At 29.0% G+C, this 14,649-nt stretch carries 8 protein-coding genes; all 8 read right to left on the bottom strand.

What is annotated here, in order from left to right; all coding sequences use genetic code 11:
- Window positions 1–4 precede the first annotated feature (4 nt).
- The 8 genes from WHD08_RS14810 to WHD08_RS14775 all read right to left on the bottom strand — a co-directional run bounded on the left by WHD08_RS14810 (window position 5) and on the right by WHD08_RS14775 (window position 14,633).
- On the bottom strand, window positions 5–1,159 hold the full coding sequence (locus WHD08_RS14810) for a dipeptidase (protein ID WP_208890286.1): 1,155 nt from the start codon (window positions 1,157–1,159) through the stop codon (window positions 5–7).
- 162 nt (window positions 1,160–1,321) lie between these two features.
- Entirely contained in the window at window positions 1,322–2,731 is a 1,410-nt protein-coding gene (locus WHD08_RS14805; RefSeq protein ID WP_208890287.1) for a RagB/SusD family nutrient uptake outer membrane protein, read from the bottom strand.
- Between the two features lie 15 nt (window positions 2,732–2,746).
- The gene (locus WHD08_RS14800) at window positions 2,747–6,043 is read right to left on the bottom strand and encodes a TonB-dependent receptor (RefSeq protein ID WP_340832887.1); all 3,297 of its coding nucleotides are present in this window, start codon (window positions 6,041–6,043) and stop codon (window positions 2,747–2,749) included.
- Between the two features lie 168 nt (window positions 6,044–6,211).
- Complete coding sequence (locus tag WHD08_RS14795) at window positions 6,212–7,276, bottom strand: FecR family protein (RefSeq protein WP_208890289.1); 1,065 nt, start codon at window positions 7,274–7,276, stop codon at window positions 6,212–6,214.
- 100 nt (window positions 7,277–7,376) lie between these two features.
- Window positions 7,377–8,072: an RNA polymerase sigma factor gene (locus WHD08_RS14790; RefSeq protein ID WP_165732108.1), complete on the bottom strand. Its 696-nt coding sequence runs from the start codon at window positions 8,070–8,072 to the stop codon at window positions 7,377–7,379.
- Between the two features lie 326 nt (window positions 8,073–8,398).
- On the bottom strand, window positions 8,399–9,586 hold the full coding sequence (locus tag WHD08_RS14785; protein ID WP_208890290.1) for an MFS transporter: 1,188 nt from the start codon (window positions 9,584–9,586) through the stop codon (window positions 8,399–8,401).
- Window positions 9,587–9,591: 5 nt separating this feature from the next.
- The gene (locus WHD08_RS14780; RefSeq protein ID WP_208890291.1) at window positions 9,592–10,494 is read right to left on the bottom strand and encodes an ROK family protein; all 903 of its coding nucleotides are present in this window, start codon (window positions 10,492–10,494) and stop codon (window positions 9,592–9,594) included.
- A gap of 158 nt (window positions 10,495–10,652) precedes the next feature.
- Entirely contained in the window at window positions 10,653–14,633 is a 3,981-nt protein-coding gene (locus WHD08_RS14775) for a hybrid sensor histidine kinase/response regulator transcription factor (protein WP_208890292.1), read from the bottom strand.
- Window positions 14,634–14,649: the final 16 nt, after the last annotated feature.

Below are 14,649 nucleotides of genomic sequence, written 5' to 3'. Positions count from 1 at the left end.
ATTATTAAGATTTTAAAGTGTCCTTAAAATATCTTAACCAATTTAAACCTAATATTTTTTCTATATCACCAGTGCTATAACCTCTTTTATCTAAAATCTTAGCTACTTGTAAATAACGATCTGGCTTATCTAATTCCGGAATCCAAGGTGGCCATTGTACTTTATAAGAAGGTTTAAACCTTGTTAATCTTGGTTCGTACCAGTTTTCTCTTGTTGCTCCTGTTGCCTGTAAACCTTGTATTGCAAAATCTGCAGCAACACCAACATGATCTATTCCTGCAATTTTAACAACATGATCTATATGATCTACATAAGTTTCTAAGGTTGTTTTTGTACCTAATTCGGGGCCTATCATATACCCTAAACAAATTACGCCCATAATACCGCCTTTATCTGCCATGGCTTTTATTTGCGCATCGGTTTTAGATCTTGGATGGTTTTTATACAAAGACTCACACATTGTATGATTAAAACATGCTCCGGTTTTACTAAATTTAATTCCGTCGTTGGTTGTCTCTTTTCCGCAATGCGATAAATCAATCATAATACCAAGTTCGTTCATACGCTCTATGGCTTCAATTCCAAAGTCTGATAATCCACAATCTGTACGTTCTGTACTTCCATCACCCAACAAATTTCTTTGATTATAGGTTAATTGAATCCAGCGTGTACCAGCATCATATAAAGTATCGAGGTTTTTTATAGATTTCTCCATCATTGTAGCATTTTGAAACCCGTATAAAACAGCTGTTTTATTTTCTTTTTTAGCTCGGATAAAATCTGCCGCACTTGTTGCTTTTATTAATACATCCGAATTGTTTTTAATACGATTATCCCATTCTTTTATATTTTTTAAAGCTGATTTTAAATTTCCAGAAAGTAAAGAGGTACCAAAACCAGAGTATCCCGTTTTTGCTAAAGCATCAAAAGAATCTTTATTCCATCCTTTCGGAATAATAAGTCCATCAATAATCATTGCTTTTTTATACAACTCTTCTATTTTAGTGTCTTTAAGACTTGTTATCAAGTTATTAGATAGTTTTTGATTCGGATTAATATCAACAGATTCTAATATTGATGCAAAAGTACTTGCTATCTGAGTAGGAAAAATTGTACCAATTGATAATAATTTTATTAAATTTCTACGATTTTTTTCCAAAATATTTTATTTTTTATAATTGAATTTACATGAACAGAAAGACAACCCAAAACGCTAACTATAAAGAATTGTTGACTGTCATAAATTAAAGACACACATTGAAAACAACTTTTACTTTTATCAATGTGTGCTTTAAATATTTATTGGGGGATAATTATATAATTAGTATCCTGGGTTTTGCTCTATATTAGGATTTACATCTGTTTCATCCTGTGGTATTGGCAATACATTGGTATCATCTGCATAAGAAATAAAACAAGTACTAGATGTACAATTTGTTCTTACAATATCTTTTTTTCTTCGCATTAAATCCCATAATCTTTGTCCTTCAAAACAAAGCTCTAGTCTTCTTTCTAGAAAAATAGCGTCTATTAAATCATCTCCTATACTCGTTGTACTTATTGCTGTAGGAAGCGCTCTCTTACGAATTATATCTAAATCTTCTTGAGATCCAGTGATATCTGTACCTATTTGAGCTCTTGCTTCTGCTCTTATTAAATAAATTTCTGCAAGACGTACAATTTTTACATTATCATACCCCAAAACATGTGAGTATTTATCTACTCTATAAGGTGCATAATCTCCTGCTAAGTTTTCATCTATCACAAAATTCCCCATTCTTACATCGTCTGCATCATATAAAGAAACAACGTCATTAGATGGTAAATAATCTCCGTAACCACCTGCTGCTGCAGAAATGTATAAACCAGCAATACCGTTACCTCCTACGTTGTCTGATTCTGTCATAGAAATTTCAAAAATCGATTCAGAAGTATTATCGTTATCCCATAATGTTGCATAATTGTCATTATCAACCAAACTATAACCTGCATTAATTACATCGGTAGCCATTTCTTCTGCATTTGCCCAATCTTCTTTATACAAATAAACTCTAGACAATAAAGCTTTGACAGATGTGGCTGATAATGTGCTAGAATTTGAGCTTCTAGAGGTATCACTCATTAAAGATAAAGCCGTGGTCATATCTAAAATTACCTGATTATAAACCTCTTCTACAGTATTTCTTGATGGTTCTAATGTTGGGTCAAACTCTAAAATTAAAGGCACTCCCGCATGACTTGCATCTGATGTAAATGTATAATGTTGCGCAAACAACTTTACCAAATCAAAATAGATTAAACCTCTTAAAGCGTGTGCTTCTCCTAAAATATGTTCTTTACTAGCTTGAGATGATGCTGTAACTTCTACATCAGAATTAATAATATTATTTAAGGCATTATTTGCAAAATACATTCCAGTCCATAAGGCATTAGCCTGACCATCAGATACGTTTTGAACGTGTTCTGCATAGTCTACAATTCTATTTGCTGATAAATTTTGTTTTACATCATCAGATAAAACATCTGGAACCATAAACATGTATCTACCATAATAATATGCTCCTTGAATTTCGTCATACACACCTGTAATAGAAGTTTCTAAATCTTCTAAATTTGTAATAGCCTCTTCGTTTGCAACTGAAGATTGAGGAGTAAGTTCTAAAAATGATTCTGAACATGATAAGAAGAACCCTACCATAATCAATAGTAATATTTTATTATATTTTTTCATGAGTTTCTTTTTAAATTACAGTTTAATATCTAGTCCTACAGAAATAGTTTTCATCGCTGGTGTTAAACCATTATAACTTCCGCTTATAGATTGTTCTGGATCTATATACAAATCTTTATCTTTAGTAAACGTTAATAAGTTTGTACCTCTTGCGTATATTCTTGCAGAACTAAGGTGTAATAATGATGCTACTTTTTCAGGAACATCATATGCTAGTGTTAAATCTTTTAAACGAATAAAACTACCATCGTACAACCATCTTGTAACATTACCTTGATTACTACCAGATTGTCCTCCCCATTGAAACTTTGGAAATAAAGCATCTGTTTTACCTTCTACCCACCTATTTTCGTAAACATAAGTTGCAGTACTTCTTGGTGTTAATCTACCATCTCCTAAAGATCCTTTTGCTCTACTATCAAACAAATAATTACCAGAAGAATACATAAAACCAGCATTTAAGCTAAAGCCTTTGTAAGAAAAAGAAGTATTAAAACCACCGTAAAAATCTGGTGTTGCAGACTTACCCGATAAATAACGCTCTGCATCTCCAATATCATTTGTTATGGTAGTTTCACTAGCATCTGTAAAATATTGTACATCTCCGTTTGTTTGGTCTACACCCGCCCAACCATACATATAAAAAGACTGAAAATCTTGTCCTACTTGTCTTCTAAAAGCTCCGCTTGTATAATCTTCATCTAAATCTGTAATTTCATTTTTAATAAAAGTTGTATTAAAACCAACACTCCATCTAAAATCTTTATTATTAATAATGTTTGCATTTAAAGTAATCTCTAAGCCTTTATTAGACATAGATCCAAAGTTTTGTGTTAATTCTGTAAACCCTGTTGTTGGAGAAATAGGAACATCTAAAATAAGATCTGAAGATTGTCTATCAAAATACTCTACAGTACCATTAATTTTACCAAAAAGACCAAAATCTAACCCAATATTAAAATTCTCTTGAGTTTCCCATGTAAGTTCTGGATTTTCAAGTTGTTGAGGAGTACCTCCTGGAGAGCCATCATAATCATCACCATAACCATATAATCCTAAGGAAGCAAAATTACCAATAGCTGCATTACCTGTTAAACCATAAGATGTTCTTAATTTAAGAACATCGATAAAAGAAATATTATTAATAAATTTTTCTTTAAACATATTCCAACTTGCTCCTACAGAATAAAATGTTCCATATCTATTATCTGCACCAAATCTTGATGACCCATCACGTCTTACACTACTAGAAAGGTAATATTTATGATTAAAATTATAGTTTGCTCTTAAGAACATAGAGTTAAAAGTATACTCTGTTTTTGTACCAGAAACTGCATATTCTGCTGCTGCTGTACTTAGTGTTTTAACTACATCGTTAGGAAAATCTGAACCTGAAGCAGAAAATGATTCACGTACGGTTTGTTGCGCTTCATAACCTGCTAGAAAGTTTAAATTATGACTATCGTTTAATGTTAAACTATAATCTAACGTTTGTGTACCTACCCATGTTTTGTTGGTTGTATTTGCTTCATAAGCATAACCATTTGTATCATATCCGGTTCCGTAACGTCTATTATAATAAGTAGATTCGTTAACGCTTAAAATATCAAAATTCCATTGAGATCTAAATATTAAATTCTTTATAGGAGTAACTGTAAATGCTAAATTATCAATAATTCTACTTGTTTTTGTTTCCCATAAATCGTCTCCACTTAAACTTCCTACAGGATTACTTCCTATTGGAAAATATGCTAAATGATCTGCATTGTATAAACCTTCCTCGTCATAAATAGGAATTAATGGAGATAGCTCTAAAGTACTCTTAAACGGATTGTTCCAAGAACCTGCATCTGGTGCAGTTGTAGATGTAATATTTGCAATTGATATGTTATTAGATATTGTTAAATATTTACTTGCTTTATATTCTAAATTAGTTCTACCACTAAATCTAGAAAAATCATATCCTATAATATAACTTCCTTGCTCCATAAAACCACCAGACATAAAGTATTTAACTTTTTCGGTAGCTCCTCTTATACTTAAATCATAACTTTGTGTAACGCCAGTTCTTGTTATAGCGTCTAACCAGTTTGTATCTGTAGCTTCACCTGTTGAAGGATCGATTTGTTGTGTATAATAATTATCTAATTGTGTTTGAGCTTCTGCCTCTGTAAGTCCTAAATTTACATAACCTTCAATATATAATTCTTTATACTGAGCTGCATTTAAAGGTTTTAAAATATTTTTTGATGCTTGAGAATTAAACCCTGTTAATGTTTTTAATTCTATAGTTGCTTTACCCGTTTTTCCTTGTTTTGTAGTAATTAAAATAACACCATTTGCACCTCTAGATCCATAAATTGCTGTAGAAGCAGCGTCTTTTAAGATACTAATACTTTCAATATCGTTTGGGTTGATAGACGCCATTACATTAGAACTGGCTCCATCATTATCATTTGTAGACTGGCTACCTGCTTGAATAGGAATACCATCTATAACATATAAAGGCTCACTAGATGCATTAATAGATCCAATACCTCTAATTCTAATTTCTGTATTTGATCCTGGTGCCCCATCAAGAGCACTTGCTTGTATACCTGCTACTCCACCTCTTAGAGATTGTTCAAAAGAAGATGTTGGCGCTTGCTCTAATTCTGTCCCTTTCATTACTGCAACAGAACCCGTTAATTCTTCTTTTTTTAAAGAACCATAACCAACAATAACTACCTCTTCTAAAGAAGCAGTACTTTCTTCCATTTTAATATCTATAACCGTTTTATCTCCAACTGTTACAGTTTGTTTTATCATACCTATATAAGAAAACTCTAAAACAGCACCAGCTGGTACTTTAATAGAATATTTACCATCAAAATCGGTTTCAGTTCCTGTAGAGGTTCCTTTTACATGAACACTTACACCAGGCAAAGTAAAACCTTCTGATTCTACGACTAAACCAGTAACCACCTTTTCTTGTTTTACTTGATTATTAATTAAAGCAATAGTTGGTTTTTGTTTTGTTTTTTTAACAATAACTTGTTTTCCGTCAACCTTATAACTTAAATTGGTTTTTGAAAAAGCTTTATCTAAAACCTTAATAATATTTGCTTCATTAAGTTTTATTGATACTTTTTTATTTGTGTTTAAAACATCATCCTTATAAAAGAACATGTAATCACTTGACCCTTGAATTTCTTTAAAAAATTCTTCTATTGATATTCCTTTTACATCAATATTTATTTTCGTTTGTCCCATCAGCGGATTCATGTTACCTGCTGTGATTCCCAAACTAATTAATAATAGAAATATTCTCATAAGTATTAAAATTCCTTTGCGTGAGTTTTTTTTCATATTTTTGTTTTGATTATTAAATTTTGCTGTTCTCTACAGCAATGTGATTAAAATAAGCCAGAAGATGTTGGCGCATCTTCTGGCCTTTTACTAATTGAAATAATAGTAGTTCACTTCATAAATTCTTTTTGTTTAATTAATTATTATTATACCTTCTTCTAAAGTATATTTCATATTTGTACTTGCACTAATATTTTTAACCACTTTATCTATGCTTTCGTTTAAATCTAAATATCCAGAAAACTTTTCTTTAGCTAAATTTTTATTTTTAATATCTACTTTTAAATTATAGTATCTAGAAATTCTATTCATAACATAACTCAAATCATTATTTTTAAAGATTAAAACACCATCTCTCCATGAGAAATAATTATTTACGTTCACTTTTTCTGATACAATACCCTTAGTTTCTTTATTATATGTTGCTTTTGTACCAGGTGTAATTTTAATTTTATCTGAATAATGATTTAATTTAGGATCGTTATGATAACTAATTTGCACACTTCCGCTTTTTAAAACCGTATTAATTTCTCCTTCTTCCGGATAACTTGTTACTCCAAAAACAGTTCCTAAAACTTTAACTTCCTGCTCTTTAGACATTACAATAAAAGGATGTTTTTTATCATGAGCAACATCAAAAATAGCCTCTCCTTCTAAATACAACTCTCTTCTATCTCCATTAAAAACTAACGGATATATTAATTTAGAACCAGAGTTTAACCAAACAATCGTTCCGTCTGAAAGATTTATTTTAGATCGTTTACCATAAGGTATAATAAGTGTATTGTATGCTACTTTACTATTTTTAGAGGTTTCTTGTTCTATTTCGGTATCTTCTCCTATTGTTAATTTTTTTCCTGATTTAGAATAATTTATATTACTATCCTTTTTTTCTATTTTTAAATTTTCTCCATTTCCTAAAACCAATACAACTTCATCAGTTTTATTAAAATCTACCAATTTTGATGTATTTACAAAATCTGTAATAGAACTATTAGGTTCTTTTTGATAACATAAAACAATACCTATCAAAAAAACTAAAGAAAAAGCAAGACTCATTACTAAACCTTTATTTCTTCTATTTCTTTTTCTATAGCTAAGATTATCAACAGAATTAAAAATTTTATTCTTTAAAGCCGTTTTTTCCAATTCTGTAATTGGTAAAATCTTAACTTTATTAGATTCATTAACTTTCATGATCTTTTTATATTCTTTATTATTAGTTTAAAAACTTTATTTGACTGCTATATTATTAATAGCACGTTTTCAGTTTTTTATAGACGTTAAAATGTGTTTTTTATAAAAAACAAAAAGATAATTGTAGTAATAAAACACTGAAATTTAATTTTCTTAATGCTTTAATTGCTCTATAAACAGACGTTCTAGCAGATTCAATAGAAACCTCCATAATCATCGAAATTTCTTCGTAAGATTTTTCTTGCTCAAATTTTAAACTCAAAACTTTTCTTTGACTATCACTTAAGGTTTTCATAGCATTTCTTAACCTTGAGTTTCTTTCGGAAATACCTTCTTCTGTTATAATGTGTTTCTCACAAGAATCTGAATGCTTTTTATTCATAGCATCAATTTCATAATCAAAATCATCTAAAGAAACAGAAGTATTTTTTTTATGATACTTTTTATTAATTTTCCTTTTTAAGGATTTAAAAAGATAATACTTAACATTATCTGTTTTAGAAAGCTTGTTTTTGTATTTATATAAGTCTACAAATAAATCGTGAATACAATCCATAACATAGCCCCTATCTTTTGAATGATACATACCATAAGAAAATAATATATTTACGTATCTATTATAAAGCTCTTCTATAGCTGTTTTCTTACCATTCTTTAATTCCTTCCAAATTAATGCATCCGTTTTTTCTACAGGAAAAATATTACTTTCACTTGTTTCTATTACTTGATTTATCGCAGATGTATTAAGATTGTTTTTTGCTACCAAAGCCAATGCTAATTCTCCATATTCTTGCATAAATTTTACTCTATTTTTTTACTTTATTAAAGATCTTGTAACCGCAACACAATATATTAAGCAAACTATTTATCTTTCATAGACCAAATTATCATATAAATATCAAAAAAGATGATTTAAGGAAAATAATTAAACAAAAATGTTATTTTATTAAAAAATACACACATAAATTATCAAATTGAAACTCATTTTTTAATTCCGTCGAAATTATAAGTAGGTCTATTATCTCTTTATAAAAACAAAAAAAAGTTCAGTGTAATTAAACACAGAACTTTTTATCTAAAATTATTTCGTTTAGAAAAATTTTTTCTTTCTATTAAATTAACTTATTTTTTAGAAGCAACTATCGTTGAAAACAATATATATATTAAACAAACTAATGGCACCAAAAAACCTAATAAAACACTAGAAGAATCGGCTACAAACCCCATTATTGGAGGTATAAAAGCACCACCTACAATTGCTGTTACCATTAACCCACTTAATTCGTTTGCTCTTTCTGGCAACTTATCTACCGTTATAGAAAATACTAAAGGAAAAATATTTGCAAACCCTAAACCCACCAAAATAATACCAATATAAGCTATTAACGTGTTCCCTAAAATTAATAACAACACACCTAATATTGATAAAATTACCGTTACAAATAAGAACTTAATTGGTTTAATTTTTGTTAAAATTGCGGCTCCTAAAAACCGACCAATTAATATTGGCAAGAAAAATAATGCCCAACTTAACCATAAACTAAAACCTTCTATACCAAATTCTTCTTTTAATAAAATTGGTATTCCGGAACTCATCGATACCTCTGCTCCTACATAAACAAATATAGAAAACACCATCATTAACACATATTTATTCTTTAATAAAGACAAGCAACTTGCTAATGATGCAGGCGTTTCGTCTTCATGTTTAACTTCTTCTACTTTTAATTTACTGATCCACCCTGTGGTAATTAAAATAAGTACTGCGTAAATTGGGAATAATAAAGTCCAATCCATACCTGCCATAACAGCGAAGGGCGGTAATAAGAATCCTAAAGAAGAACCAATTGCTTTAATAGATTGTCCTAATGATAAATTACTAGAAAACATTCCTGGTGCAGATACATCTCTCATTATTGGATTTCCAGAAACTTGTAATACCGTTGCTCCTGCTCCTAATAATAATATAGATGCCAAAATAACGTAAAACTTTGATTGTAAATCTACTGTTCCTGTATCTATTATTGGTCCGTACATTCCTGATAAAATAGGAATTAAAAGTCCTATAAAAGCAATTACCAAGCCTATTAATAACACTTTCTTTTTTCCTTTTCTATCTTGATAGATTCCCATTGGAATAGATAATATTCCAAACATTAAAAATCCACTAAAAGGTAATAAGGTTGCTAAAAAATTAGTTAACTCGAAAGTTTCTTTTGCTAAACTTACCATAGGGCCTACAACATCTCCAAAACCCATACATAAAAAGGCTAAAAATATTGGTAACGTACTTACTTTTTTATTATTCATCTTTTTTATTTAAACAAGGTTACTGCACCCAACATAGCTGCACTTTCTTTTAAGATTGATACTTTAAAAGGAATTTCTATTCCTCTCATTCTTAATTCTGAATATAAACTTGGTTTAAATAAATCAAAAGCTTCCGCTATATTCCCTCCCATTACTACTACATCTGCATTAAAATTAAGTAAGTAATCGGATAAGCAAGATGCTAAATTGTGACCAAACTTATTAAATAATGAAACTGCATCTGTGTTTCCTAACTTTGCTAATTCTGCAATACGTTTTACGCCTGTTACTTCTTCATCAGAAACTGCGTTAAAACTATTTACAAACCATCTTGTAGAAAAATAATCATCTGCAATTCCTTCTTTAAAAGGTTTATCCCATAAATATCCATTTTCCGGAACCGTACTTCCTGCTTCAATAACTTTTCCCTTGCTAATAAATGAAGAACCAAATCCAGTACCTAAAGTAATTGCAACCATTTGATTACTTCCTTTACCGCTTCCATACCAAAAACACCCTAAAGAAAAGGCTGTGGCATCATTAACAAATTGTATTTGATCTTTTGGTAATGCTAAAGTTTTAGAGAGTGCTTCTTTAACGTTTACGTCTTTTAAGTGGATGAATTTTTTATTAGAATTATCAAACAAACCAATTCCTTCTTCGTAATTAAAAGGACCAGGAATAGCAATTCCCACGCCTACAAAACTAGAGTTTTCTGGTAGCTGTTTTTTACATGCTATTATTGCTTTTGCCCAAGTGTCTATTAAAACCTCTTTAGGTTCTGCATGGTTAACCATCATGCTAACAAATGATTTTTCTAAAACGTTTCCTGTCTCTACTTCGATAATGGTACAGCAAATATGGCTTCCACCAATATCACAACCAATACTATATTTTGATTCTTTCATTATTTACCTATCCTTAACTTATTGTTTGCACTACAGTTTGATTTTTTTAAATAAAATCAAGGATATATTATCACTAAATAATAGTATCCTATTTACAAATGTAGACTTGAAAAAGTTTTAGAATATAGATTAATCAATCAAAAATATGGACGCAGTTTTTACTTGATTAATTTACTTGGCGAATAACCAAATTGTTTTTTAAAAACACGACTAAAGTACAACGGGTCGTTAAAACCAACCATAGTTGCCACTTCTGATACATTATGATTTTTTGTTTTTAATAATATTGCCGATTTTTTTAAACGAACTGTTCTTATAAATTCGTTTGGAGATAAATCTGTAAGTTGTTTTATTTTTCTATAAAGTTTAGAAGAACTCATGGCTAATTGTTCGCACAAAAATGTAGAAGATAAATCTGGATTAGATATATTTTCTTTTATTAATTCTGTTAATCTAGAAATTAACTCAACATCTATTTGAGAATGTGCCAAAGCAGTTACATCACTTTCTACTTCGCCAGAAAATTGTTGCTTTAAATTAAACCTTATTTTTAAAATATTTTCAATTCTTGTTTTTAATAAAGATGCATCAAATGGTTTTACCAAATATCCATCAACACCAATAGAATATCCTTTTATTTTATTCTCGTTTTCAGAAAGTGCTGTTAACATTACAATGGCTGTATTACTAATGTTTTCATCTGCTTTTAACTCTTCTACAAACTTAAACCCATCCATTATAGGCATCATTACATCAACCACACATAAGTCTGGTTTTATTTTTCTACAGACTTGTAACCCTTCTTTTCCGTTATCAGCTTCATAAACTTTATAAGAATCAGATAGATAATCTACCAGAAACTTACGTACCTCAACATTATCTTCTATTAGTAAAATTCTTTGTTTAACTTCTGTACTTTGCTTAACCTTAGTAATTACTTTTTTACTTTTTTCTTGTACGGGTTTTAAAGGAAGTTCAAAAATTTCTTTTTTAGAAAAACTCTCTTTACAAAACGGAATTTCAACAATAAACGTTGTTCCTTTATCTACCTCACTTTCTAAAGTAATTTTTCCTTTATGAAGTTTTATTAAAGACTGCACTAACGACAAGCCAATCCCTGTACCTGTAGTATTATCTTTACTATTTGTTGCTTGATAAAATCTATCGAAAACTTTTTCTTGACTCTTTTTAGGAATGCCAATTCCATCATCACTAACCTCAATTACTATTCTATCTGTTTTATCTTCAGAAATACCTAAAAACAAATCTACTGTTCCGTAATTTTTTGTAAATTTTAAAGCATTTGAAAGTAAGTTAAAAAGTATTTTATTGTACTTATCTACATCTATCCAACCTTCAATTTTTTCTAATTCTGAATTAAAACTATAACTAATCTGCTTGTCATCTGCCAATTGATTAAACGAAGAGAATATAGATTTTGTACTACTTACAATTTCCGTTGCAGATACTTTTAACTTTAATTCTCCTGTTTGTGCTCTTCTAAAATCTAATATTTGATTTACCAATTGCAATAATCGCATTGCATTTTGGTCTATTAATTTAATTCTACCTACCTCGTAATCGCTTCTATCTTGTTTTTCTAACAACTGCTTAACAGGTCCTAATATTAAAGTTAATGGTGTTCTTAACTCGTGAGAAATATTGGTGAAAAATCGTAATTTTTCATTATTCAACTTTTCATCACGTTCACGTTTCACTTTTTCCATTAACAATGCGTTCTTTAATTTTAAACGATTGCTAATTTGATTTTTAACCATATAGACTAAAACACTTAAAACAAGAATTAATAGTAAAAATGCTTTATAAGTTAGCCAAAATGGAGGTTTTATATTTATATAATACGAAACAGTTTCACTCCAATAACCATCATTATTAGCTGCTTTTATTTTTAAAACATATTCATTCGGAAATAAATTAGCGTACTGAATTGTTCTAGAATCATTATTTACGATATGCCAATCTTCATCTAAACCTTCTAACTTGTATTTAAATTCATTTCTACCTTCTTTTACAAATGAAGGAACAGAGAATTTTATAGAGAAATTTCTGTTTTCATAACTTAAATCTACTTTTTTACTATAGTTTAATTCTTCTAACATAATTACTTCTCCATTTACTTCTGTACCTGGATTAATAATTTTATTTTGAATTTTAAATTCGGAAATAATTGGTAACGGAGCAATCTTATTTTCTCTTAATTTTGAAGGTGAGAAGTAAATAATTTCATTATCTCCTCCAATATAAATTTTAGAATTATCAAATAACAAAAACCCTTTCTTATTTTCTGCGTTAGATCTAATTCCGTTATTTACATAAAACAATCTAAAATCTTTTTCTTTTGGGTTGTACTTTCCTAATTGATTGTAATTCATGTTTAACCACATTACACCAGTACTATCTATTGCAATATCTGTAACCCAGTTTTTATGTAAATTAACATTTTCAATTTCAACTTTAAAAGAATCAGAAATTGGATCATAATATTTTAAACCCTGTCTGGTTCCAACCCAAACTTTACCTTTTTTATCAATTACAATATCTTTAATTCTATCATTAGATAATTCACTAACCTCAGATTTGTAAACCTTAGCTTCTTCTGTTTCATAGTTTAATTTATAAATTCCATCTTCACTTGCAATCCAAAATATATTGTTTGATGTTTTTACTATTTTATTAATATCTAATTTCCCTAACTTTTCTCTATTAACAAATCTAGATTTTTTAGAGCTAAAATTATATAATATTAAACCTTCACCTTTTGCCCCTATTAAAAACTCATCTTCATTTATTTTATAAAATGAAAATATTGGAGAGTTTTTAAAACCAACATCTATTAAAGATTCTTTATTATTTAGATAGTTGTATTTAACTATTTGTCCACTCCACAGCCCAATATAAAAGATTTTATTGTCTACTGTGTAAATTGATGCAATGTTATTATACTGCGGAAGAATCCTTTTAAACTCATTATTTTTATTAATATATAAACCATTTGAATGCGTTCCTACTAATAATTCTCCTCCTATTATTTTTGCAAAACTACTTACATTTGGAAAAGAATAATGATCAGAAAAATTTCTAGAAATAGACTTAAATTGATTGTCATATGCATCATATTTTTCAAATCCATTTTCTGTACCAATCCACAAAACACTAGATTTATCAAACAATAATGATAATATATAATTATTGCTTAAAGAATGTAATTCTGTGTTCTTAGAGTTATAACGCTCATACTCTCCACTAGAAATTCCTTCTATATTTTTACATTTAATTAGACCATTTAATGTACCCAACCAGTAATTATCATTTGGTCCTTTTGTAATACATCTAAAATAATCTTCCTCGTTTTTTTGTGGTAATAATTCAAATTCATTTTTAAGTTTATTAAGCTTAAAAATTCCTTTTTTTGTTCCTGCAAATAAATCAAACTTCTTATCTTCAAACAAAAAATAAATCTCTGGAATTACACTTTGATTTTTTGCTATTAATTTGTGAGATTTTAAATCAACAAGTTCATTATTTTCTGATAATTCAAAACTAAAAATACCTTTATTAAATGTTGAAAACCAATATCTACCATCTTGAGCTTCTTGAATTGATCTAACATTTCTAACATTTTCTACTTTTAAAGAATGAAAACTATCTTTTTCATCATCATAAAAGCTAATACCATCAAATTTAGTTCCTACCCATAAACGATTAGATTTATCAAGATATACAGTACGAATTTCATCGCCTGCCAAACTACTTTTATCGTCTAATTTATGATTATATGTTTTGTTAGTTCCTGTAGGAATATGGTATTTAAATAACCCAAACGTTGTACCTACCCAAAGATTCTCTTTGCTATCCAACTCCATATCAACCACCTCATTTGCTTGAATAAAATTAGGGTCATTAAACTCGCTTTTAAACATTTTAAATTCATAACCATCAAATCTATTGACTCCTCCAAAAGTAGCAATCCAAAGAAATCCATGGTTATCCTGAACAATGTTTCTAATAGAACTTTGAGATAATCCGTCTTTTAAACCATAATGTTCAAAATTTAAACTTTGCCCATTTATATGTAGTATTGAAAGTAATGTAAATAAGAGGGATAATTTCTTTATCATTCTTTAGATTTCTATT

The organism is Polaribacter sejongensis (assembly GCF_038024065.1).
Lineage (GTDB): Bacteria > Bacteroidota > Bacteroidia > Flavobacteriales > Flavobacteriaceae > Polaribacter > Polaribacter sejongensis.
The sequence above is the reverse complement of the archived record's forward strand: the minus strand, read 5'-3'. Positions and strand labels throughout refer to the sequence as shown.